Origin of the sequence: Devosia nitrariae, assembly GCF_030160115.1 — a bacterium.
Lineage (GTDB): Bacteria > Pseudomonadota > Alphaproteobacteria > Rhizobiales > Devosiaceae > Devosia > Devosia nitrariae.
Window position 1 is genome coordinate 260,547 of record NZ_BSNS01000024.1, and the last position, 22,305, is coordinate 282,851.

Genomic DNA, 22,305 nt, shown 5'->3' on the forward strand with positions numbered 1-22,305 from the left:
CGGCGTTTTCGAATCAGGTGACGATTTCGCCGGCCGTGGCTTCGATGAATTCGGGCTCGGCATCGGGCCTGAGGCGCACGGCAGTGAGGGTGCCAGTGGCGAAGGCGGCGGTGTCGACGCAGATGCGCTTGTGCGTCACCACAGGTCTCGCGGCCGGCGTGTGCCCGTGGACCACGAAGGTGTCGACATCGTCCTCGGCATCGAAGAACTCGTGTCGGATCCACAGGAGGTCGTCCTCGTGCTGCTCGGTCAGGGCGATGCCGGGGCGAAGGCCCGCATGCACGAAACAGACGCCCGGCAGAGTGAGCGCGGCCGGCAGAGCGCGCATCCAGGCGACATGTTCGCGCGGAATGTGGCTGTTGAGGAGCGCCAGCCGCTCACGCGGGAACGTACCGGCCAGTTGGTCTCCATCGATGCCGTAAGAGGCGAGTGTCTCCAGGCCGCCAAATTGCAGCCAGGATGATTCGAGCACCGGGTTCTCCAAGAAATCCAGCATCATGACTTCATGATTGCCGGCAAGACAGATGCGGCGGAAATCCTGGGGCAAGTCCTTTCCCAGATAGTCGAGGACACCCGACGCATCCGGGCCCCGATCGACGTAGTCCCCGAGGCAGACGATCAGCTTGTTGCCGTCAATACCGCGAGCATCCGCGAAAATCTTCTCGTGCAAGAGGCGCAATTGGGCAAGGCATCCATGCACGTCACCGATCGCATAGACCGCGGCAGGCCAGCTTGCGCCGCCAAGGCGCGGGCGCGGCGGGGGCACGGGTGAAGGGGGCTCACCGCCAAAAAACCTGCCGAGACCCGAAATCACCGTCATCTCGCTGGCTGCTCCGCAGCTTCACCGACCGCGGCGGGCGTGCCCGTCGCCGGCAGCGAGACGTAAACTGCCGATGGGCCGACCATAGCGATTGTCAGCGCGATCTGCTTGCCTCGTTGCGGCATGCTCGGACCCTCCGACCGGGACGATTGCTTCAGACATGTGCGTCTCGCTCATGCGTTGTGGCGGCTCTCGAGCGCTGCGGCAAGAGCGTTGGTGGGTAAGCGGGACAACAAATGCGGAAAGGCAAGCCGTGCGGCGGACACGCATGGCCGTGGTGCCGGCAGCAGGGCTCGAACCCGCGACCCCCTGATTACAAATCAGGTGCTCTACCAACTGAGCTATACCGGCGTTCCACGCTGGCTAACACCGGTCGGTGCGGGTGGCAAGGGGCGAGGGCCGGTTGGCGTCGCGCGGCGAGGTCCGTTCGCTCGCAGGGATGACCGATCGGGCAAACCGATTGTTAACCATAATCGCAAAAGGTGGGACTCGATCTTCGAGAGCGAGTTCATCCCGTGCGCCATCCACGTCTTGCCGTTGCCTTGATGGTGTTGGGTGTGGTCGCGGCAGGGTGCGCCAAGGCGCCGGATCAGCGCGGACTCGACCTGACGGCTTCCGCGCCGCCTCTCCAAGCCTATCAGCCGGTGGATACCCTGGCTACGGCGAGTATCGGCAACAGGGCTGTTTCGGTCACCAATCAGCCGCTGCCGCCACGCATATTCACAAAGGGAAACCTTGCCGGGCGCACGCTGACCGTAGGATCGGCGGACGAAATCACACTGCTGCCGGGCGAGGTGATCCTCACCTTCGACGACGGTCCTCGCCCGGGCAAGACCGAGGCGATCCTCGATACCCTCGACGCGTTTGGCGTGGGGGCAACCTTCATGATGCTGGGCCGGGCGGCCGAGCGGCATCCCGACCTCGCGCAACTGGTTGCCGCACGCGGACATGCCATTGGTACCCACACGTACGACCACGCCAATCTCGCCGACATGAGTAATGCGGAGGCAACGGCCGAGATCGCGGCAGGGGAGGCGGCTGTTGCCGAAGCGCTGGGCCATCCGCCGTCGCCGTTCTTTCGCTTTCCCTATCTGGCGCAGACAGGATTTTTGCGCACCAGTCTCGTCCAGTCCGACATCGTCGTGCTCGACGTCGATATCGACAGCAAGGACTATTACGGCGACACGCCCGCTAAGGTGATGGAGCGTACGCTCGCCCGGATCGAGGCGCGCGGGCGGGGCATCGTTCTCTTTCACGACATACACGCACGCACCGTAGTGATGCTGCCGGAATTTCTCGGCGAGCTCGAAAGGCGGGGATATCAGGTGGTGCGGCTCGCAGCCAAGCCGCGCGGGATATTCGGGCGCGAGGTCATCACCGCGCAGAGCCCGGTTCCGGCGTCGTCGTTCCTGCGGCTCAATTAAGCAGGCAAGTCGCGCGGCGCGCTTAACCTTACCCAATTCGGAATCCGGTCGGCTGCAATTTGCTCAAATCGCGGCAGCTTTAAGTTCGCTTTTACCTTACCGGTTTAGTCTCTCATCCGTGTTGAGTACCTGCGTACGAGTGAGCTTCATGAGTATCTGCGTATCCCGTAGGACGTCCAGGAACGTCGTGGCGATCGCCGGGCTGATGGTGGGCGCCGTCACCCTTTCCGGGTGTGCCGCCCTCGGCAGCCGCACCTTCGGTGACCCGGTCACCACCGGCTCGAGTGCGCAATCCACCCCAAGCAATCTGAGCCAACCCATGCCTTCCAATCTCGGTGTGCCGATCCAGGTGGCCGAGAGTCGGTTCGTCCCGCCCGCCTATGTCGGCGGTGGTCCGGGCATGGCTCAGCCTGGATATGCCGCACCGATGGCGCCGATGACGCCAGTCGCGACCGGGTCGGGCGTTGCCACGTCCGTCTCAACTCAAGACCTGCCAGCATTGAGTTCATCCACAACGGGAAATTCGCAAGCCATGCCTGCACAGCAGCCTCTTGCGCCGGTCGCAGCCCAGCCTCAGACTGCTGGCCTCGGCGCTCCGCCCTCCAATCTCGGGACCCTGCCGGTCAACAGCTCGGTTCCACAGGTAGCCACCAGCCCGACCTCGGCGCCGGCCGGCACGTTTACCCACACCATTCAGAGCGGAGAGTCGCTCTATACCGTCGCGCGGCGCTATGACGTGACGACCCAGGCGATCGTCCAGGCGAACGCGCTCTCCTCGCCTGACAAGATCGTCGTCGGACAGAAGATCATCATTCCCGGCCGCGCAGATCTTCTGGCCAATCGCGCTCCGACGCCGGCGCCCACGGCCGCGCCGACCGAAGTCGCGACCGCCAGTCCGATCGTCACGCCTGTACCGGCCCAGCAGTCTACGGCCGCCGTGACTGATGCCAGCGTCCTTAACAATGCAGCTGTGTCGGCGCCGGCACAGACCGCGGCGCCGCAGCCGACTCAGGTCGCCTCGGCCCCTCCGGCCGAGCCCGCCATGTCCGGTTCCGACAAGTTCCGCTGGCCGGTCAGCGGTCGTGTCATCACTGATTTTGCCGCTTCCAAGGGCACCGGCATCAATATCGAGGTGCCGGAGGGCACGACGGTCAAGGCCGCCGAGAACGGCACGGTCATCTATACCGGCTCGGGCGTCGAGGGCTACGGCAACCTCGTCCTCGTGCGCCACCCCAACGGTTACGTCTCGGCATATGCACACCTGCAGTCGATCAGCGTCACCAAGGGCGCAGTGATCAATCGCGGCGACACCATCGGGGCGGCCGGCATGACCGGCTCAGTCAGCCGTCCTCAGCTCCACTTCGAGCTGCGCAAAGGCGCGACCCCGATCGATCCGATGCCGATGCTGGCGAGCTGAAATCCCGCTGGAACTGGAACGCCAATCCCCGGTCGAGAGGCCGGGGATTTTGTTTTGCTGGGTCAGATCGCCTTGCCCATCTCGCCGGCGAGCGTGCGGATGAACTGGATCGCCACGCGCCCCGATCGGGCGCCGCGGGTGGCGGACCACTCGATGGCCCGGGCCATGAGGATCTCCTCGTCGACGTCGACGTCCAGGCCAAAGTGGTCGGCATAGGCGCGCACCATTGCAAGATAAGTGGGCTGGTCGCAGTTGTGGAAGCCGAGCCAGAGACCGAAACGGTCCGAAAGTGAGACCTTCTCTTCGACTGCCTCGCCTGGGTTGATGGCGGTCGAGCGCTCGTTCTCGATCATGTCGCGCGGCATGAGGTGCCGGCGGTTCGACGTGGCATAGAAGAGCACGTTCTCCGGTCGGCCCTCGAGCCCGCCGTCGAGAATGGTCTTCAATGACTTATAGGTGGCTTCGCCGGAATCGAAGCTCAGGTCGTCGCAGAAGATGATGAAGCGTTCTTCCTGGTGCGCAACGAGGCGCATGAGTGCGGGCAGGGACTCGATGTCCTCGCGACTGATCTCTATGAGGATCAGCCGTCGGAAACCTTGGTCGACGCGGGCGAGAATATCGGCGTGGACGGCTTTGACCAATGAGCTCTTGCCCATGCCGCGCGCGCCCCAGAGCAGCGTGTTGTTGGCGCCATGCCCGCGGGCGAACTGCTCGGTGTTGCGCAAGAGGATGTCTTGAACCTGATCGATGCCCTTGAGCAGGGCGAGCGGCACGCGGGCGACCTGGTCGACCGGCATCAATCGTTCGCCCTCGGCATCCCAGTGATAGGCGTCTGCCGCACCGATGGCGGGGGAGTCCTCCGGGCGGACGGGCGCCAGGGCTTCGAGAGACTTGGCGATGCTGGCGAGCGCGGCGGCGATTTCGGCAAGATATTGGTCGTTGGGCACAGGTATTCCCTTGTCAGACGCGGCAATTTGTGGCGCCGTTATTGCCTTTGCAATCGCCGGAAGCCAACTGTATAGTCCGCGCGATTTTGAACGGGGTAGGCCGAAAAGGCCTTATCCGTCCAGCATTGCCGGGCCAGGACCCGACTTCCGGACCGCAGCGGCAAACCTCCAATAATCAAATCCAAACAGGAGCCCTCACGAATGTTCGTTACCCCTGCTTATGCGCAAGCCGCCGGAGCGCCCGCCGGCGGTGGCATGGACATAATCGTCCAGTTCGCGCCCATCCTCCTGCTGGTGGTGATCTTCTGGCTCTTGATCTTCCGCCCGCAGCAGAAGCGCCTGAAAGCACAGCAGGCCATGCTCTCCGCCATCCGGCGCGGGGATACGGTGGTGACCACCGGAGGGATCGTCGGCAAGGTGATAAAGGCCGTTGAAGGCGAGGATCTCGAGGTCGAGGTGGCGCAGGGGGTCAAGGTCAAGGTGGTGCGCGGCATGGTCGCGGACGTGCGCAGCAAGGCCGAACCCGTCAACGACAACAAATAAGCTCTTTCACGACCACCGGACCAGTCCTCTCCATGTTGCAGTTCTCCCCGCTTCGGACCGTGCTCATCCTTCTGGTTGCCATTTGCGGCATCCTGTTCACGGTTCCGAACTTTTTCTCCAAGGAACAGGTGGCAGGCTGGCCGGACTGGTTACCCAAGCAAGCTCTGGTGCTGGGGCTCGATCTGCAGGGGGGCTCGCACCTTCTGCTGCAGGTCAACCGGGAGAGCATCATCACCGAGCGGTTGACGGACCTCCGGCGCGACGCGCGCTCGGTGCTGGCCAACGATAACGGCATCGGCAACATCATCACCACGGACGCAGCCAACAACCGCATCGTCATCGAACTCACCGATCCGAGCCAGAGGGATGCAGCCGCGGCCGCGCTGCAGGGGTTGCAGAACGTCATTACGGACTCCTTCTTTGCCGGGGTAGGCGTCAACGAGCTGGAATTCGGTCAAACACCGGACGGAAAGCTGACGGCTGGTCTGACCGAGGAAGGCATCAACCGGCGCATGAGCTCGCTGGTCGCCCAGTCGATGGAGGTCATCCGCAATCGCGTCGACGAGCTCGGCACCACCGAACCCACCATCCAGCGCCAGGGTGACGACCGTGTCCTGGTACAGGTACCTGGCTTTGAAGATTCAGACCGGCTCAAGAACATCATTTCGCAGACCGCGCGCCTGACCTTCCACATGGTCTATCCGGGCATGAGCGCCGCCCAGGCGCAGGCTCAGGGGCTGCCGGCCGGCACGATGATCCTGCCGGGCCAGGACGGTGGCAACGAGCTCATATACGACGACGTGGCGCTGGGCGGCGAATCGCTCGTCGATGCGCAGCCGAGCTACGACCAGCAGACCAATCGCCCGGTCGTCACTTTCCGCTTCGACACGCGCGGCGCGATCACCTTCGGCGAGATCACGTCGGCCAATGTAGGGCAGCGCTTCGCCGTCGTCCTGGACAACCGCGTGCTGACGGCCCCAGTCATCCAGCAGCCGATCACCGGCGGCTCGGGCCAGATCACCGGGAACTTCACCGTCGAGAGCGCCAACGATCTTGCCGTGCTGCTACGCGCGGGTGCGTTGCCGGCCAGCCTCGATATCGTCGAGGAGCGCTCGGTCGGGCCGAGTCTCGGCGCCGACAGCGTGCGTGGCGGCGCCATTGCCGGCATCATTGGAGGCATCAGCACCGTCGTCTTCATGCTCATCGCCTATGGGCTCTTCGGTGTCTTCGCCAATATCGCGCTGGTGCTCAACATCGTCATGGTTATCGGAGCGCTCTCGCTTCTCGGGGCGACGCTGACGCTGCCGGGTATTGCGGGTATCGTGCTGACCATGGGCATGGCGGTCGATGCCAACGTCCTTATTTTCGAACGCATTCGCGAGGAGAAGGCCAACGGACGCTCGAACGTTCAGTCGATCCAGGCGGGCTTCTCCAATGCCATGAGCGCCATCCTCGACTCCAACGTGACGACGCTCATCGCCGCGATCGTGCTCTTCTTCCTCGGCTCCGGTCCGGTGCAGGGATTTGCCGTGACACTCGCGCTCGGCATCCTGACCACCCTGTTGACGGCCTATTTCATCACGCTTTTCATCATCGGGCGCTGGTACGACTGGGTGCGACCCAAGAATTTGAAGATTCAGCTTACCCGCTTCATTCCCGACAACACCAAGATCCCGTTCATGAACTGGCGGCGTATCGCCATCACCGCATCGGTGGTGCTGTCGGTTGCGTCCATCGCCTGGTTCGGCATTGCCGGGCTCAACCTCGGCATCGACTTCAAGGGCGGCTCGGCCATCGAGGTGCAGCATCAGGGCGGCCCGGCCGATCCAGGGGTGATCCGCGAGGTGCTGAGCGGGCTCGATCTCGGCGACGTGCAGGTGCAGGGGTTCGGTACACCCGAGGACGTCCTTATCCGCATCGAGCTGCAGCCGGGCGGGGACGCCGCCCAGCAGGTCGCCACCGACCGGGTGACCGAGGCGTTGGCGGCCGAGAACTACGAGGTACGCCGGATCGAGGCGGTCAGCGGTACCGTTTCGGGCGAGCTGGCCATGACCAGCGCCATCGGCCTGTCGGTCGCTGTCGTCTGCATCCTCATCTATCTCTGGTTCCGTTTCGAGTGGCAGTTCGCCGTTGGTGCAATCGTATCGACATTGCACGACGTGATCCTGACGATCGGCTTTTTTGCCCTGACCGGCATCGAGTTCAATCAAACGAGCATCGCGGCTATCCTCACTATCGTCGGCTATTCGTTGAACGACACCGTCGTTGTCTATGACCGCGTGCGTGAGTTCATGCGCAAGTACCGCAAGGTGCCGATTGTCGAACTCCTCAATATGTCGATCAACTCGACCCTGTCGCGGACGGTGCTGACCGGTCCGACGACGCTCCTGGCGCTCCTCGCGCTGGCGCTCTTCGGCGGCGAGGTCATCCAAAGTTTCGTGCTCTCGATGATCTTTGGCGTGCTCATCGGCACGTATTCGTCGATCTTCATCGCCGCGCCCATCCTCGTCTATCTCGGCCTCAAGGATCGGCCTGAGGCGGACAAGCCTGCCGCTGCCGAGAAGCGGGCGGACGGCGCAGCGGTCTGACCGTGACCGATGCCGGCGAGCGTGGTTACTACCCTCACCAAGTTGCCATAGATGCCTATGGCAACGGCGGGTTCCGCTTCGCCGATATGTCGCATCGCGGCTCGCTCCTCTGCCTGCCAACCGGCATGCAGGCCTGGGAGGTCGGCTCGCCCAGAGAGCTGACACTCGCCAGTCTTGCCCCCGTGTTGGCGGCAGCCGATGACATCGACGTGCTGCTCATCGGCCTCGGTGGCGAGATCGCCGCCATCGATCCGGCCATCCGGCAGGTGCTGCGGGAGCGCGGCGTCATCGTTGAGGCGGTTGCAACGGGCGGAGCAGTCAGGACCTACAACGTGCTGCTGGCCGAAAAGCGCGCGGTCGGCGCTGCGTTCATCGCCGTCGAGAACGCGCGGGCATAGGAGCGATGGCGCGCGAGAGTTTTGCCCATGCCGAAAACTTCCTCCGCCAGAACGATCGTGATCGGTATTTGTCGACTCTCGTACTGAGAGCTCCGGCGCGGGAAGCGATCATCGCCCTTTACGCCTTCAATGCCGATGTCGCCATGATCCGCGAGCGCGCGCGCGAGCCGGCGCCGGGGGAAGTGCGCCTGCAGTGGTGGAACGATGCGCTTGCTGGCGAAGGGCACGGAGCGGTGCGACAGAACCCACTGGCCGATGCCCTCATGGAGACCGTCGAGCGCTATGCCATTCCCGTCGGCACACTGCAGCGCCTGCTCGGCGCGCGCCGCTTCGACCTCTATGATGATCCCATGCGGGATTTGGAGAGTTTTGAGGGCTATGCAGGCGAGACCAGCTCCACCCTCCTGCAGGTCGCGGCGATGATCCTCAATGACGGACGTCCTGTCGAGACCGGGGACGCGGCCGGACATCTGGGCGTCGCGCAGGCGATGGTCGGGCACCTGCGGGCCTTCGGCTACAATGCGGCGATGGGCCGGATATTCTTGCCCTGGTCGATCCTTGCCGCCAATGGCGTGCGCGAGAGCGAGGTATTCTCCGGCACCGTCAGCGAAGGACTTGTGGAAGCGCTGTGCCAGATCGTGGACCTTGCCGGTGAGCATCTCGCCAAGGCGCAAGCGGCGATAGCAGAGTTGCCGCGACCATTGCGCGCGGCGTTTGCCGGCATAACGGTGGCCAAGGCGCAGTTGCAGGCGTTCAGCGAGAGCGCGGCTGCCCCGTTCTCCACGCCGCCTGACCTGGCCGATTGGCGCAAGATCTGGCTCTTGACCTGGTGGACCTGGCGCAATCGCTGAGCGTCAGGCCCAGACCGTCAGATCCTGCAACGCCCGCGTGGTGATCGCCTTGCGCTTGGCCATGACCTTCTCGTTGCCGCGCCAGCGCTTGACCCCTTCAGGCTTGCTGATCTCGACCGGCGGGAAGAGACCGAAGTTGACGTTCATCGGCTGGAAGCTGCGGGCGCTCGAATAGGCCTCGGCCTCGAGATGGCCGCCGGTGATATGATCGATGAGAGCGCCGAGCGCCGTGGTGCGCGGCGGCGTCTCCATGAGCTTGCCCAAGGTCTCGGCTGCCGCGAGCCGCCCTGCGACGAGGCCGATGGCGGCACTCTCCACATAGCCTTCAACGCCTGTCACCTGCCCGGCAAAGCGCAATCGCGGATCGGCCCTTAGTTTCAGGTCCGGTCGCAAAACCTTGGGCGAATTGAGGAACGTATTGCGATGCAGGCCGCCGAGCCGGGCGAACTGGGCGTTCTCGAGCCCCGGGATCATGCGGAAGATCTCGGTTTGGACGCCGTAGCGCATCTTGGTCTGGAAACCGACCATATTCCAGAGAGTGCCCAGCGCATTATCCTGGCGCAGCTGTACAATGGCATAGGGTTTGGTGAGCGGATCGCGCGGGTTGGTCAGACCCACCGGCTTCATCGGTCCGTGCCGGAGCGTCTCGCGGCCGCGCTCGGCCATCACCTCGATGGGCAGGCATCCGTCGAAATAGGGCACCATCTCCCAGTCCTTGAACTGGTGGAGGGGAGCCGCCAGCAGTGCGTCGATGAAATCGTTGTACTGCTTCTCGGTCATCGGACAGTTGAGATAGTCGGCGCCGGTGCCGGCGGGGCCGGGCTTGTCATAGCGCGACTGGGCCCAGACGATATCGTGGTCGATGGAATCGGAGTGGATGATAGGCGCGATCGCATCGAAGAAGGCGAGTGAATCCTCGCCGGTCAGCTCGCGGATCGCCTCTGCCAGGGGCGGCGAGGTGAGGGGGCCTGTGGCCACGATGACATTCTGCCACTCGGCCGGCGGGAGACCGGCAATCTCGCTCCGCTCTATGGTGATGTTGGGATGGGCAGATAGCTCCGCCGTCACCGCGTCGGAAAAGCCGTCGCGGTCGACCGCCAGCGCACCACCGGCAGGTAGGGCATGCATGTCGGCGCTCTTCATGATGAGCGAGCCGCAGCGACGCATCTCCTCGTGAAGGAGCCCGACGGCGTTATGCTCATGGTCGTCCGAGCGGAAGCTGTTGGAGCAGACGAGTTCGGCAAAACCGTGTGTCTGGTGGGCATCGGTCGTGCGCTGTGGCCGCATCTCGTGCAGCACGACGCTGGCCCCGGCTTCGGCGGCCTGCCAGGCGGCTTCGGAGCCGGCAAGGCCTGCGCCGATGATATGGATGGGTTCTGTTGACATGGCCGGGCTGATAGCAGTCCGGCCATGCTGTCGCAATGGCCGACCTCAGGCTGCCCGCTGCTCGTGACGGCCTTCGTTGATTTCCTCGGCGATCTTTTCGCAGAAGGCGTCGAGGTCGTCCGGCTTGCGACTGGTCACCAGCCCGTTGTCGGCAACGACAGGGCTGTCTTCCCATTTGCCGCCGGCGTTGATCACATCGGTCTTGATTGAGGCATAGGAGGTGACCTTCCGGCCCTTGACGATGCCGGTCTCCACCAGCAGCCAGGGTGCGTGGCAAATGGCGGCCACAACCTTTTTCTGCTGCCAGAACGCCTTGATGAGATCGAGCGCCTTCTTGTTGAGGCGCAGGATGTCCGGGTTGATCTGGCCGCCAGGCAGTACGATGGCGTCGTACTGGTCGGCCGAGGCCTCATCGACCAGACGGTCGACGCCCACATAGTCGCCCCAGTCGGTATGGTTCCATCCGCGGATACGCTCTCGCTCGGGGGAGATCACTTCCACGGTCGCGCCGGCATCCTTGAATTGGAGATGCGGAACGGTGAGTTCGACCTGCTCGAAGCCATTGGTGGCGAGGATGGCGATTTTCTTGCCCGAAAGACTTTGCATAGGCGCTCTCCTGAGTTGCTGGAACACTTGTCCAACGCTTTTGGATTCGGCCTGTTCCCGGTTGACCGCTCACGATTGCCCACGACAATGCTCACCGCTTTGAGGGAGTCGAATCGTGTCTAGGATCACGCTTTGGGGCCGCGCTAACTCGGCCAATGTGCAAAAGACGATGTGGGCGCTGGAGGAGCTCGGGCTTGCCTATGAGCACGTGCCGCTGGGCGGCTCCTACAAGGGCCTCGACGATCCTGCCTATCGCGCCCTCAATCCCAATGGACTGGTGCCGACCCTGCAGGACGGGGATCTGACTGTCTGGGAGAGCCATGCGACAGTGCGCTATCTCGCCGCTGCCTATGGAGCCGGGACGCTGTGGCCGGGAGACGCCCGGGTGCGGGCGTTGGCCGACCAATGGACGGACTGGACCGCGACCACCTATCAGCCGGCCTGGATCAAGGTATTCTGGAGCGTAGTGCGCACGCCGGTCGAGCAGTACGACCCGGTGGATATCGCCGATGCCCTGGCCGCGACGGCCAGGTGTCTCGCCATCCTCGACCGACAGCTTGAAACCACTGCATATCTTGCCAGCGGGACACTCACCTATGCCGACATCGCGGCCGGTGTCTCGCTCTATCGCTGGTTCACCATGGACATCGAGCGGCCGGAAACGCCGCACGTAGCGCTTTGGTACACGCGGCTCGCCGAGCGGCCGGCGTTCCGCAAGGCGGTAATGGTCAGCTATCAGGAGCTGGTCGGCCGGCTGGCATTCTGACGAGAGAGGCCTAGAAAGACAAACACCCGCTTTCCTTGGGAAAGCGGGTGTTCAGAGTTCGGTCGAAGTGGTCGTCGGCCGGGATTTAGAGCTGCGAAACATGATCGCGGGCGATGCGATTGATGTCGGCGCGCGAAATGCCCAGGTCGTTGAGCTGACGGTTGTCGAGCGAAGCAAGCTCGCGAACAGTCTGCTGGTAAGCCGTCCACTTGCGAAGCGTATTACGGATGCCCATTGGAAGTCTCCTTTCGTTTACGAGGCTTATTTAGGGCCGCGCAGGAAAGATGAGCAGTGGGGAAAAGCTCAAACGACCCATGCATTCTCCGCAGAGCTTTAACCCTACTGGTTCACTCGCCATTCATCATCGCCAGACGCGGACGGCCTGCGGAAGAACCTTTTCCGCAGGCCGTCTTCGAACTCTTGGCGGGCTTACTATCAGCGGTCGAACAGGCCGCGGGTCATTTTGGAGAAGTCTGGGCCGGAAATGCCCAGAAGGTCGGCATCACGCGTGGTTGGAACATCCATTTCCCGCAGCTGCTGCTTGATGTCGATGAGGCGTCTCAGGCGCCATACTGCACGCACAAACATCGGTCTGGTCCTTCGTTGGCGTTGCAACAGATCAACCAATGCGCCTAAACGCGCGGCTGTTCCATCGCCTGGCCATCAAGTGTGGCATGCACTCGGCGCATGCCACAATTCACCTGAGTGTCACACGCACAGGCAGCGCCGACTCACTCGGCTGCCCTGCGCTCGCCTTGGTGACGCCGATTCATGATCTCTTTGAGGAAGACCCCCGTGTAGGAACGCGGGTTCTCGGCGATCTCTTCGGGGGTGCCGATCGCCACGATCTCGCCGCCGCCGTCGCCCCCTTCAGGGCCGAGGTCGATCACCCAGTCGGCGGTCTTGATGACTTCCAGATTGTGCTCGATCACCACCACGGTATTGCCGCCGGCGACCAGTTGGTGCAGCACCTCCAGCAGTTTAGCGACGTCGTGGAAATGCAGGCCCGTGGTTGGCTCGTCGAGCATGTAGAGCGTGCGGCCAGTGGCCCGTTTTGACAGCTCCTTGCTGAGCTTGACGCGCTGAGCCTCACCACCGGAGAGGGTCGTCGCCGGCTGGCCGATCTTGACGTAGCCGAGGCCGACGCGCTGCAGCGTCAGGAACTTGTCGCGGATCGAGGGAACGGCCGAGAAGAGTTCGACACCTTCATCGATGGTCATGTCGAGGACGTCGGAGATCGACTTGCCCTTGAACTGCACCTCGAGGGTTTCACGGTTGTAGCGCTTGCCCTTGCAGATGTCGCAAGTGACATAGACGTCGGGCAGGAAGTGCATCTCGATCTTCAAGACCCCGTCGCCCTCGCATTTCTCGCAGCGCCCGCCCTTGACGTTGAAGGAGAAGCGGCCCGGACCGTAGCCGCGGGCCTTGGCCTCGGGCAGGCCCGCGAACCATTCGCGCAGGGGCGTGAAGGCGCCGGTATAGGTCGCCGGGTTCGAACGCGGCGTGCGTCCGATCGGGCTCTGGTCGATGTCGATGACCTTGTCGAGGAATTCCAGGCCGGTCAGGCTCTCATGCGGGGCAGGGGTCACGCGTGCGCCGTTCAGCCGCCGGGCGATGGCCTGGTACATGGTGTCGATCATCAGCGTCGACTTGCCGCCGCCCGAGACGCCGGTGATGGCGACGAACATGCCCAGCGGCACGTCGACCGAGACGTTCTTCAAGTTGTTGCCGGTCGCACCCTTGAGCGCGAGCTTCTTGGTCTTGGAGGGCTTCCGCCGCTCCGTTGGCAAGGGAATGCCCAGGCGCCCGGACAGATACTTGCCGGTCAGGCTCTCGGGGTGGTCGAGGATGTCCTGCGGCGTGCCTTCGGCAACGACATGTCCGCCATGGACGCCGGCGCCGGGGCCGATGTCCACCACATGGTCGGCGGTGAGAATCGCATCCTCGTCGTGCTCGACGACGATCACGGTATTGCCGAGGTCCCTGAGGCGCCGCAGCGTTTCCAAGAGGCGGGCATTGTCGCGTTGATGGAGGCCGATCGAGGGTTCGTCGAGCACGTAGAGGACGCCGGTCAGGCCCGAGCCGATCTGGCTGGCGAGGCGAATGCGCTGGCTTTCGCCGCCCGAAAGCGTGCCGGAGTTGCGCGAGAGCGTCAGGTATTCGAGCCCGACGTCGTTGAGGAAGGTCAGCCGCTCGCGGATTTCCTTGAGGATCCGCTCACCGATCGTGCGCTGGTTGTCGTTGAGGTGGTTGGGCAAATCGGCGAACCAGTCGAGGCTGGCGCGGATCGATTTGTCGGTCACCTCACCAACGTGGAGGCCGTGGATCTTGACCGCCAGCGCCTCGGGCTTCAGTCGGTAGCCGTTGCAGGCAACGCATGGCGCCTGCGACATGTAGCGCTCGATCTCTTCGCGCATGCCGGCGCTCTCGGTCTCCTTGTAGCGGCGCTCGAGATTGCCGATCACGCCCTCGAAGGGCTTGGTGGTCTTGTACGTGCGCAGACCATCGTCATAGACGAAGTTGATCGCCGTCTTGTCGGTGCCGAACAGCACCGCGTTCTGCACCTCGAGCGGCAGGTCGTTCCAGGCAGTGCCCGTCGATGCGCCGAAATGGCGGGCGACCGCGTGCAGGGTCTGCTGATAATAGGGCGCCGAGGTCTTCGACCAGGGCAGGACGGCGCCGTCACGCAGCGACATCGTGCCGTCGGGCACGATGAGGTTGGGATCGATCTTCATCTCGGTGCCGAGCCCGTCGCAGACCGGGCAGGCGCCGAAGGGATTGTTGAAGGAGAAGAGCCGGGGCTCGATCTCGGAAATGGTGAAACCTGAGACCGGACAGGCGAATTTTTCCGAGAAGGTGATGCGACGCGGTTCGCCGTTTTCTTCCGTCTCGTCGGCAAACTCGACGAGCGCGATGCCATCGGCGAGCTTCAAGGCGGTCTCGAAACTTTCGGCCAGGCGCCCCGAGATATCGGGCGACACCACGACGCGGTCGACGACCACTTCGATGTCGTGCTTTATCTTCTTGTCGAGGGCAGGGGCATCCTCGATCTCGTGATATTGGCCATCGATCTTGACGCGCTGGAAGCCTTTGCGCAGCAGGTCGGCCAGTTCTTTCTTGTATTCGCCCTTGCGCCCGCGCACGATCGGGGCAAGCAGGTAAAGGCGGGTGCCTTCAGGAAGTTCCAGCGTGCGGTCGACCATCTGGCTGACCGTCTGACTCTCGATCGGCAGGCCGGTTGCCGGCGAATAGGGGATGCCGACGCGGGCAAAGAGCAGGCGCAGATAGTCGTAGATCTCGGTGACGGTGCCGACGGTCGAGCGCGGGTTGCGGCTCGTCGTCTTCTGCTCGATCGAAATGGCGGGCGACAGGCCCTCGATGTGTTCGACATCGGGCTTTTGCATCATCTCGAGGAATTGGCGGGCATAGGCGGACAGGCTCTCGACATAGCGCCGCTGCCCCTCGGCATAGATGGTGTCAAAGGCGAGGGATGACTTGCCCGAGCCCGACAACCCGGTCATCACGATCAGGCTGTCTCGCGGCAACCTGAGGTCTATGCCCTTGAGGTTATGCTCGCGCGCGCCGCGGATGACGATTTCGCGAGAGTGGCTGTGGCTGTCGGGCATGGTCGTCGTTTCCAGAGTTCGGTCGGCCCGGCAGCGCCGGAGGGCTTCCGCAATCGGTAGAGTCTGGCTCGGGAGGTCTCGAAGCCACAAATAGGCGCGCGCGCCTGCAACCGCAAGCGAGCCGCACATGGGCTCCGAACCGGCTCCTGCAGCCTCAATTACGCGAAGCTAGCAGACCTCAAGTGAACATAAAAGGAACAAGTCGAGGTCGGGTCAAGAGTCTCCTGACAGAATCTGTCAGTGAGACCTTGAGGGCGAATGGGAGTGAGACAACACCGACTCATACGCCTTGACACACTCCCAAACTGTAGAACATATAGAGAACGAGTTGACAATATATGTGGGCAGCGCGCGGAAAGCTTGGGCGTCGCCGGCTCGAGCGATTAAGGTGCACGCCAAAGCGGGTGGACCCGCGAACGAAAGTCGAGGAAGGAATTTGCCATGGCTGGCAGTGTGAACAAGGTCATCCTAGTGGGCAATCTCGGGGCGGACCCGGACGTGCGCACCCTCCCGAGCGGCGGCAAGGTGGTCAACCTGTCGGTGGCGACCTCCGAGCGTTGGAAGGACCGTAATTCCGGCGAACAGCGCGAGCGCACCGAATGGCATCGCGTGGTGATCTTCTCCGAGGGTTTGGCGCGCATCGCTGAGCAGTATCTGCGCAAGGGTTCGAAGGTCTATCTCGAGGGCCAGTTGCAGACCCGCAAGTGGCAGGACCAGAGCGGGCAGGACAAGTATTCGACCGAGGTGGTGCTGCAGGGCTTCAACTCGGCGCTGACGCTTCTCGACGGCAGGGGCGAGGGCGAAGGAGCCAGCGGCGGTTTTGAGAATCGCGGTCGTCCCGAGGGCGGCGCCCGGCGCCCGGCGGCCAATGCACCGGCCTTCGAGCCCGGCGGAATGGACGACGACATTCCGTTCTGAGCCTAGGTATCTCCACGGCCTTCTCGTTGGAGCGAGCGATTTGATGCAGTCGATCGCGCGCTCCAATACTTTATTGTCTCAACGCGTCGCTCACCTCGAGAACGGCACCTGGGCGCGCAGGTTCTCGCCGGTCTGGTCGTAGACGGCGTAGAACTCGACGTCTATGCCGCCGCGGTCGAGAACAATCCGCGCAGTGATCGTCAGGTCCTTGCCCTCAGCCCTGTCGCGTTCGTTGAGATTGAAGACCAGCGTATCGCCGCGCTTCTGGCCGATGGCGACGCCGCTGAAGGCGGCGTTGGTGGTCATGGCGGCCTCGAAGCGGCGTAGTTTCTCGATATAGGCGAGCGTGCCGTTGAGCGAGAGGTTGACGCCCTCGACGTGGCAGCGGCCGGAATAGTTCACCCTCCCGGTATTGCCTTCCAGCAGCGAGAGCTGACAACGCATAGGATAGATATCGGCGCCGGTCAGCGTGCCCTTGCCCTGCCAGTCGCCAAGATAGGATCTGAGCAGCGCCATCTCATCAGGCGCGGCCAGGGCGGCCGATGATGGCAGCGTGGCCGCCATCGCCAGGCCAAACGAAATCACCAGGCGCGACAGGAATCGGCACGAATCGGTCACAGGGCTTCACCTCGTTCCGCCGCGAGGGCGCACTCGCTCTCATAGCAGAGTTCGCGCGCGCTCGCATATCACGGTGTCGTCGCCGACAAGAGTTGACTGATTAAGGTAGAGGCCCGGTTGACTCCGGCGCTCAGCCGGCGAGTGCGGCCCGATTGGCGTCGAGGAAGCTATCGATCGTCTGCGGTTCGCGCCCGGAAAGATGTGCAACGGCGTCGGTCACGACAGCGTGGCAGCCCTGGGCGGCATCGACATCGAAGCTGACCATGACGTCGGCCATGGCATCAGGCAGACCGGCGGCGATCATGCCGGCCCTGAGGTCGGCGGGTGCGAGGCCGATGCGGGTCACTGGCTTGCCGGACACGCGCGAGAGGAGGCCGGCGATCTCCTCCTGGGTCACGGGTGCTGGCCCAGTGACGTCGAGGACGAGCTTGCCGGTGGACGTCAGCAGCGCACCGGCGGCGGCGCGGGCGGCATCAGCGCGGGTGACGTAGCTGCGGCCCTTGCCGCTGGTCGCATCGAACAGCTGACCGGACTGGAGGGCCGAGGCTGCGCCCATCAGGATGATCTCGGCATAGATGTTGTTGCGCAGGATCGTCCAGTCGGTGTTGCCGCGATAGAGGCGCAGCTCCGTGGCGAAATGGTCGTTGCGGACGGCGCTGCCTGGATTTGGGCTGGCCGCTGGCGCGGATGTGTAGACGATGTGCCTGACGCCGGCGGCCTCGGCCGCGTCGATCGCAGCAACCTGCTGCTCAGCTCGCGCGCCTATGGCATCCGTCGAGATGATCAGCGCCCGCTCGATGCCGGCAAAGCCGCCGGCAAGGGTCGAGGAGTCGGCGAAGTCGAGCCTGCGGATTTCGACGCCCCGGGCGGCGAGGTCGGCGAGGTTGTCGGGATAGCGGGTGCCGGCGACGATGCGGGTGGCACCGCGTGCGAGCAGTTCCTCGATGGCGAGGCGGCCGAGCTGCCCTGAAGCGCCGGTCACGAGCAGCTTGGCGTTGCGGAAATCGGTCATGTTTGTCTCCTGTGGTCAGCGCGGCGGAGGCGCCGCGGCGGGTCGATACCGCCCTCTTGAGAAGCACTCTACAAGAGAGTAAGTATCAGGCGGAGACCGCCATATAGAGGCACGGAAACCGCGGCGAAAGGAGGCACTTTCTCCGCATAAAGGCACCCGGAGGTGACTTGATGAGCGAGCACATGGATTTCGATGCGGTGATCGACGCCTGGCGCCGGGGCGCCGCGATGTCGGTGGAAAGCGTCGGCTGCCCGGTGCGTGGCGTTCTCGATAAGATCAGCGATAAGTGGAGCATGCTGCTGGTGATGAACCTGGCGACGAAACCCATGCGGTTCAATCAGTTGCGGCGTGAAATTCCGGATATTTCTCAGAAGATGCTGACCCAGACCCTGCGCGAGCTCGAGCGCGACGGCCTCGTCGTTCGCACCGTCTATCCCACCAAGCCGCCTTCGGTGGAATATGCGCTGACCGATCTCGGGGTATCGCTGGTGGTGCCATTTGGCTATCTCATCGCCTGGGCCAACCAGAACCATGCTCGCATTGACGACGCCCGCGCGCAGTTCGATGGGGTGGAGGCCGCATAAAGCGGGACGCGAAAAGTGGGGACCGGTTTCTCGCATCCCGCGCTGTATAAAGCCACGCCATCTCGCGGCCGGCCGCGCGGCGGCGACGCATGCTCAGCTCGCTTCTGGGTATTCGTAGATGCCTATAGTGCAGCAATCGGTAAAGCCTAGCCGCCGGTAAAGCGGAGTTCCCACCGTCGAGGAGGTCAGTACCGCCAGCCGCATGCCCTCGGCTTTGGCATCGGTCAGGATAGCTTCCATGATGGCGGTGCCGATGCCTCGTCCACGCATGGAGGGCAGGGTGAAGACAAAGTAGATGCCGGCCACGTCGCCGTCGAAAAACATGGTGGCGGTGCCAACGGGCTGCCCGTCCTGACGCGCAAGGTAATGCCGCCAGGGCGTCCCGGGCCCATAGCCCAGCCGACCGTACATATTTGCTACCCAATGAGCCTCGTGTGGGCCGCTGCCGAAGCCCTTGGAGAGGGTCTCGCCCCAGGTTCCGAGTTCAGTTGGTGAGAGGACGGGCAGCACCTCAAGCGACGGCTCCCAATCCCGGCCCTTACGGGTCCAGGGTGCAAGCTCAAGTGCCATGCCCGGCTCGTTCATCGCATGGATGAAGCCCTGCCGCAGCAGGCGGTCGCCGAGATCGGGAGGCGCCATGGATGGCCCCAGATGCCATGAGCCGGGGACGTTGCGGGCCCGAAATTCATCAATGACCGAGCGGATGGCTTCGTCAGCCTCGTCGGGCGCAAGGCGAGCACAACGACAGCATTGTGATAGTCGATGGGCGAACCGCCGATCGTCCACTGCAGGCGTCCGTCGTTCCTTTCCGCGGCGCCCCCGGGACGACTGAGCGCCAGGAGAAAGCTGGCCGTGTTGCGCTCGATCGCCTGTGTCCAGTCCGAAACGACCATCTCCATCTCCCTCCAGCACCGCCTTCTCGTTTTTTGGTGGCGCTCTCCACAGAATCTGCGTCGCAGAATTAGCAATTCCGGCTCAAATCGCCTATCTAGTGAGTAACTCGAACAGACAAGAATCACCTGAGTGACCGATACTCCTGAAAGCGTGAGTGGCGGCATGCCGCCGTCGGACATCGCCCCGATTTCCATTACTGATGAGATGCGCAAGTCCTATCTCGATTACGCGATGAGCGTGATCGTGAGCCGGGCGTTGCCGGACGTTCGCGACGGGTTGAAGCCCGTGCACCGGCGCATCCTGTTCTCGATGAGCGAGAACGGCTACGAGTGGAACAAGCCCTATCGCAAGTCGGCGCGCGTCGTCGGCGACGTGATCGGTAAATACCATCCGCACGGCGATCAGGCGGTCTACTACGCCTTGGTACGCATGGCCCAGCAGTTCTCCATGGGCCAGATGCTGATCGACGGGCAGGGCAATTTCGGCTCGGTGGACGGCGACGAGCCGGCGGCCATGCGCTACACCGAAGTGCGCATGGAGCGGGTTACAGGTTCCCTGCTCGACGACCTCGACAAGGATACCGTCGATTTCAGGGAGAACTACGACGGCTCCGAGAAGGAGCCGGTGGTGCTCCCCGCCCGGTTCCCCAACCTGCTCGTCAATGGCGGCGGGGGCATTGCGGTCGGCATGGCGACCAACGTGCCGACCCACAACCTTGCCGAAGTCATCGACGCGACGCTTCTCATGATCGACAAGCCGGACGTGACGGTCGAGGAACTGATGGAAGTGATGCCGGGGCCGGATTTTCCAACGGCGGCGATTATCCTCGGGCGCTCGGGCATCCGTCAGGCCTATGAGACCGGCAGGGGCTCGGTCCTCATGCGCGGGCGCGTTGATATCGAAGAGGTGCGCAAGGAGCGCGAAGCAATCATCATCACCGAGATTCCCTATCAGGTGAACAAGAAGGTGATGGTCGAGCGCATTGCCGAGCTCGTGCGCGATAAGCGCATCGAGGGCATCGCGGACCTGCGCGATGAATCCGACCGTTCCGGCATGCGCGTCGTCGTCGAGATCAAACGTGACGCCGTGCCCGACGTGGTGCTCAACCAGCTCTACCGGTTTACCCCGCTGCAGTCCTCGTTCGGCTGCAATTTTGTGGCGCTCAACGGCGGCAAGCCGGAACTGATGAGCCTCAGGCAAATCCTGACCGCCTTCATCGACTTCCGCGAAGAGGTGGTGACCCGTCGGGCTCGATTCCTCCTCAACAAGGCGCGCGACCGTGCACACGTGCTCGTAGGCCTTGCGGTCGCCGTCGCCAATATCGATGAGGTGATCCACGTCATCCGTACCGCGCCCGATCCGGCATCGGCGCGCCAGCAGTTGATGACCCGCAACTGGCCAGCCGCGGACGTCGCTCCGCTCATTGCGCTCATCGACGACCCGCGCCACCGCATCAATGACGACGGCACCTTCAATCTTTCCGAGGAGCAGGCACGAGCCATTCTCGAGCTGCGCCTCGCACGCCTAACCGCGCTCGGGCGCGACGAGATCGGCGAGGAGCTCAACGGGCTCGGCACCGAGATCGAAGACTATCTCGATATCCTGCGCTCGCGCCAGCGCGTCATCGACATCATCCGCACCGAGCTGACGGAGATCAAGGAACAGTACGGCGCGCCGCGCCGCACCGAGATCTCCGACTCGGCTGCGGATTTCGAGGATGAGGACCTGATTGCCCGCGAGGACATGGTCGTCACCGTCACCCATGGCGGCTACATCAAGCGGGTGCCGCTCTCGACCTATCGCGCACAGAACCGCGGCGGCAAGGGACGCTCGGGCATGACGACGCGCGAGGAAGACTTCGTCTCGCGGCTCTTCGTGGCCAACACCCATACCCCGGTCCTGTTCTTCACCTCACGGGGCATCGCCTACAAGTTAAAGGTCTGGCGGCTGCCGCTGGCGGCGGCCAACGCGCGCGGCAAGGCGCTCATCAACATCCTGCCGCTGGAGCAGGGCGAGCGCGTAACCTCGATCATGCCATTGCCTGAAGACGAGGCGACGTGGGCGGATCTCTTCATCATGTTCGCCACCACTCGCGGAACGGTGCGGCGCAACTCGCTCGCCGATTTCGTCGAAGTGCGTCAGAACGGCAAGATCGCCATGAAGCTCGACGAGGGCGACGCCATCGTCGGGGTCGAGACCGCGACCGCCAATGACGACGTGCTGCTGACCACCGCCATGGGCCAGGCCATCCGCTTCCAGGTCGAGGACGTGCGGGTCTTCAAAGGCCGCGATTCCATGGGCGTGCGCGGCATTGCTCTGGCCGAGGGCGACACCGTGATCTCCATGGCCATCATCAACCATTCGGATGCGAGCGCCGAGGAACGCGCCGCCTATCTCAAGATGAGCCGGGCGGTGCGCGGCGAGGGCGAGACCGAGGAGAACGGTACCGACGAGGCCGATGTCGTCGCCGGTGAGCTCAACCAGGAGCGCTATGCGCAGATGAGCGCCATCGAGCAGTTCATCCTCACAGTTTCCGAGAACGGCTACGGCAAGCGCACCTCGAGCCACGAATACCGCATCACCGGGCGCGGCGGCAAAGGCATCGTCGCCATGGCGGTCAACAAGCGCAACGGCAACCTCGTCGCCTCTTTCCCGGTGGCCGAGGACGATCAGATCATGCTGATCAGCGACCGCGGCCAGACCATTCGCCTGCCGGTCGGCGGCGATAAGCCGATCCGCATCGTCTCGCGCGGCAGCCAAGGCGTGATCGTCTTCGACACCGCCGAGGACGAGAAGGTCGTCTCGGTCGAGCACATCAGCGAACCGGAAGCGGTCGAGGAAGGCGAGAACGGGGCTGAGGGTGAGAATGGGGCTGGGGGCGAGGGCGGCGAGCTGTGATGGCCGTGC

General features: G+C 63.6%; 20 protein-coding genes and 1 tRNA gene. 10 read left to right on the plus strand and 11 right to left on the minus strand.

What is annotated here, in order from left to right:
* Positions 1–13 precede the first annotated feature (13 nt).
* A complete protein-coding gene (locus QQK18_RS24270; protein WP_284342980.1) occupies positions 14–820 on the minus strand; it encodes a metallophosphoesterase family protein in 807 nt (268 codons plus the stop codon).
* A 275-nt stretch (positions 821–1,095) separates the two neighbouring features.
* Positions 1,096–1,171, minus strand: a tRNA-Thr gene (locus tag QQK18_RS24275).
* A 164-nt stretch (positions 1,172–1,335) separates the two neighbouring features.
* Between QQK18_RS24275 and QQK18_RS24280 the strand changes: the two genes are divergently transcribed.
* A complete protein-coding gene (locus QQK18_RS24280; RefSeq protein ID WP_284342981.1) occupies positions 1,336–2,244 on the plus strand; it encodes a polysaccharide deacetylase family protein in 909 nt (302 codons plus the stop codon).
* Between the two features lie 148 nt (positions 2,245–2,392).
* Positions 2,393–3,661 (plus strand): peptidoglycan DD-metalloendopeptidase family protein, encoded by a 1,269-nt coding sequence (locus QQK18_RS24285; protein WP_284342982.1) that lies wholly within the window; start codon positions 2,393–2,395, stop codon positions 3,659–3,661.
* Positions 3,662–3,723: 62 nt separating this feature from the next.
* Here the strand turns inward: QQK18_RS24285 and QQK18_RS24290 are convergent, their stop codons facing one another.
* Positions 3,724–4,608 carry an ATP-binding protein gene (locus QQK18_RS24290; protein WP_284342983.1) on the minus strand — a complete coding sequence of 295 codons (885 nt, stop codon included), beginning with the start codon at positions 4,606–4,608 and terminating at the stop codon, positions 3,724–3,726.
* A gap of 201 nt (positions 4,609–4,809) precedes the next feature.
* Between QQK18_RS24290 and yajC the strand changes: the two genes are divergently transcribed.
* Genes yajC through QQK18_RS24310 form a run of 4 tightly spaced genes read left to right on the plus strand, consistent with a single transcriptional unit; the run spans position 4,810 to position 8,988 of the window.
* Positions 4,810–5,151, plus strand: coding sequence for a preprotein translocase subunit YajC (gene yajC, locus QQK18_RS24295; RefSeq protein WP_284342984.1), 342 nt, complete (start codon positions 4,810–4,812; stop codon positions 5,149–5,151).
* Between the two features lie 32 nt (positions 5,152–5,183).
* Entirely contained in the window at positions 5,184–7,739 is a 2,556-nt protein-coding gene (secD, locus tag QQK18_RS24300) for a protein translocase subunit SecD (RefSeq protein WP_284342985.1), read from the plus strand.
* A gap of 2 nt (positions 7,740–7,741) precedes the next feature.
* The gene (locus tag QQK18_RS24305; RefSeq protein ID WP_284342986.1) at positions 7,742–8,137 is read left to right on the plus strand and encodes an Mth938-like domain-containing protein; all 396 of its coding nucleotides are present in this window, start codon (positions 7,742–7,744) and stop codon (positions 8,135–8,137) included.
* Positions 8,138–8,142: 5 nt separating this feature from the next.
* Complete coding sequence (locus QQK18_RS24310; RefSeq protein WP_284342987.1) at positions 8,143–8,988, plus strand: phytoene/squalene synthase family protein; 846 nt, start codon at positions 8,143–8,145, stop codon at positions 8,986–8,988.
* 3 nt (positions 8,989–8,991) lie between these two features.
* Here QQK18_RS24310 and trmFO read toward each other — a convergent pair whose 3' ends face one another.
* Both trmFO and QQK18_RS24320 read right to left on the minus strand, forming a co-directional pair.
* Positions 8,992–10,374, minus strand: coding sequence for a methylenetetrahydrofolate--tRNA-(uracil(54)-C(5))-methyltransferase (FADH(2)-oxidizing) TrmFO (gene trmFO / locus QQK18_RS24315; protein WP_284342988.1), 1,383 nt, complete (start codon positions 10,372–10,374; stop codon positions 8,992–8,994).
* A 45-nt stretch (positions 10,375–10,419) separates the two neighbouring features.
* Entirely contained in the window at positions 10,420–10,980 is a 561-nt protein-coding gene (locus QQK18_RS24320) for a type 1 glutamine amidotransferase domain-containing protein (protein ID WP_284342989.1), read from the minus strand.
* A gap of 115 nt (positions 10,981–11,095) precedes the next feature.
* Between QQK18_RS24320 and QQK18_RS24325 the strand changes: the two genes are divergently transcribed.
* Complete coding sequence (locus QQK18_RS24325) at positions 11,096–11,746, plus strand: glutathione S-transferase family protein (protein WP_284342990.1); 651 nt, start codon at positions 11,096–11,098, stop codon at positions 11,744–11,746.
* 85 nt (positions 11,747–11,831) lie between these two features.
* On the opposite strand, the gene QQK18_RS24330 is transcribed toward QQK18_RS24325, so the two are convergent.
* The 3 genes from QQK18_RS24330 to uvrA all read right to left on the minus strand — a co-directional run bounded on the left by QQK18_RS24330 (position 11,832) and on the right by uvrA (position 15,372).
* Positions 11,832–11,981 carry a DUF1127 domain-containing protein gene (locus QQK18_RS24330; protein WP_284342991.1) on the minus strand — a complete coding sequence of 50 codons (150 nt, stop codon included), beginning with the start codon at positions 11,979–11,981 and terminating at the stop codon, positions 11,832–11,834.
* A gap of 200 nt (positions 11,982–12,181) precedes the next feature.
* Positions 12,182–12,334 (minus strand): hypothetical protein, encoded by a 153-nt coding sequence (locus QQK18_RS24335; protein ID WP_284342992.1) that lies wholly within the window; start codon positions 12,332–12,334, stop codon positions 12,182–12,184.
* A 143-nt stretch (positions 12,335–12,477) separates the two neighbouring features.
* Complete coding sequence (uvrA, locus tag QQK18_RS24340; protein ID WP_284342993.1) at positions 12,478–15,372, minus strand: excinuclease ABC subunit UvrA; 2,895 nt, start codon at positions 15,370–15,372, stop codon at positions 12,478–12,480.
* Between the two features lie 441 nt (positions 15,373–15,813).
* Here uvrA and ssb point away from each other — a divergent pair, with 441 nt between their 5' ends.
* Complete coding sequence (gene ssb, locus QQK18_RS24345) at positions 15,814–16,290, plus strand: single-stranded DNA-binding protein (RefSeq protein WP_284342994.1); 477 nt, start codon at positions 15,814–15,816, stop codon at positions 16,288–16,290.
* Positions 16,291–16,380: 90 nt separating this feature from the next.
* Here ssb and QQK18_RS24350 read toward each other — a convergent pair whose 3' ends face one another.
* Together QQK18_RS24350 and QQK18_RS24355 are read right to left on the minus strand one after the other, a co-directional pair.
* Positions 16,381–16,908, minus strand: a complete 528-nt coding sequence (locus QQK18_RS24350; RefSeq protein ID WP_284342995.1) for a hypothetical protein — start codon at positions 16,906–16,908, stop codon at positions 16,381–16,383.
* 130 nt (positions 16,909–17,038) lie between these two features.
* Positions 17,039–17,920 carry an NAD(P)H-binding protein gene (locus tag QQK18_RS24355; RefSeq protein WP_284342996.1) on the minus strand — a complete coding sequence of 294 codons (882 nt, stop codon included), beginning with the start codon at positions 17,918–17,920 and terminating at the stop codon, positions 17,039–17,041.
* Positions 17,921–18,102: 182 nt separating this feature from the next.
* Between QQK18_RS24355 and QQK18_RS24360 the strand changes: the two genes are divergently transcribed.
* Positions 18,103–18,504, plus strand: coding sequence for a winged helix-turn-helix transcriptional regulator (locus QQK18_RS24360; RefSeq protein ID WP_284342997.1), 402 nt, complete (start codon positions 18,103–18,105; stop codon positions 18,502–18,504).
* Positions 18,505–18,597: 93 nt separating this feature from the next.
* Here the strand turns inward: QQK18_RS24360 and QQK18_RS24365 are convergent, their stop codons facing one another.
* A complete protein-coding gene (locus QQK18_RS24365) occupies positions 18,598–19,143 on the minus strand; it encodes a GNAT family N-acetyltransferase (protein ID WP_284342998.1) in 546 nt (181 codons plus the stop codon).
* 417 nt (positions 19,144–19,560) lie between these two features.
* Between QQK18_RS24365 and gyrA the strand changes: the two genes are divergently transcribed.
* The gene (gene gyrA / locus QQK18_RS24370) at positions 19,561–22,296 is read left to right on the plus strand and encodes a DNA gyrase subunit A (RefSeq protein WP_284343315.1); all 2,736 of its coding nucleotides are present in this window, start codon (positions 19,561–19,563) and stop codon (positions 22,294–22,296) included.
* Positions 22,297–22,305: the final 9 nt, after the last annotated feature.

Bases quoted from the DNA above. Each gene is read 5' to 3' on its own strand.
- yajC (WP_284342984.1), top strand. From the start codon at position 4,810: ATGTTCGTTACCCCTGCTTATGCGCAAGCCGCCGGAGCGCCCGCCGGC.
- gyrA (WP_284343315.1), top strand. From the start codon at position 19,561: ATGCCGCCGTCGGACATCGCCCCGATTTCCATTACTGATGAGATGCGC.
- QQK18_RS24330 (WP_284342991.1), bottom strand. From the start codon at position 11,981: ATGGGCATCCGTAATACGCTTCGCAAGTGGACGGCTTACCAGCAGACT.
- QQK18_RS24360 (WP_284342997.1), top strand. From the start codon at position 18,103: ATGGATTTCGATGCGGTGATCGACGCCTGGCGCCGGGGCGCCGCGATG.
- QQK18_RS24270 (WP_284342980.1), bottom strand. From the start codon at position 820: ATGACGGTGATTTCGGGTCTCGGCAGGTTTTTTGGCGGTGAGCCCCCT.
- QQK18_RS24285 (WP_284342982.1), top strand. From the start codon at position 2,393: ATGAGTATCTGCGTATCCCGTAGGACGTCCAGGAACGTCGTGGCGATC.
- QQK18_RS24335 (WP_284342992.1), bottom strand. From the start codon at position 12,334: ATGTTTGTGCGTGCAGTATGGCGCCTGAGACGCCTCATCGACATCAAG.
- QQK18_RS24365 (WP_284342998.1), bottom strand. From the start codon at position 19,143: ATGGCGCCTCCCGATCTCGGCGACCGCCTGCTGCGGCAGGGCTTCATC.
- QQK18_RS24355 (WP_284342996.1), bottom strand. From the start codon at position 17,920: ATGACCGATTTCCGCAACGCCAAGCTGCTCGTGACCGGCGCTTCAGGG.
- secD (WP_284342985.1), top strand. From the start codon at position 5,184: ATGTTGCAGTTCTCCCCGCTTCGGACCGTGCTCATCCTTCTGGTTGCC.
- QQK18_RS24320 (WP_284342989.1), bottom strand. From the start codon at position 10,980: ATGCAAAGTCTTTCGGGCAAGAAAATCGCCATCCTCGCCACCAATGGC.
- QQK18_RS24310 (WP_284342987.1), top strand. From the start codon at position 8,143: ATGGCGCGCGAGAGTTTTGCCCATGCCGAAAACTTCCTCCGCCAGAAC.
- ssb (WP_284342994.1), top strand. From the start codon at position 15,814: ATGGCTGGCAGTGTGAACAAGGTCATCCTAGTGGGCAATCTCGGGGCG.
- uvrA (WP_284342993.1), bottom strand. From the start codon at position 15,372: ATGCCCGACAGCCACAGCCACTCTCGCGAAATCGTCATCCGCGGCGCG.
- trmFO (WP_284342988.1), bottom strand. From the start codon at position 10,374: ATGTCAACAGAACCCATCCATATCATCGGCGCAGGCCTTGCCGGCTCC.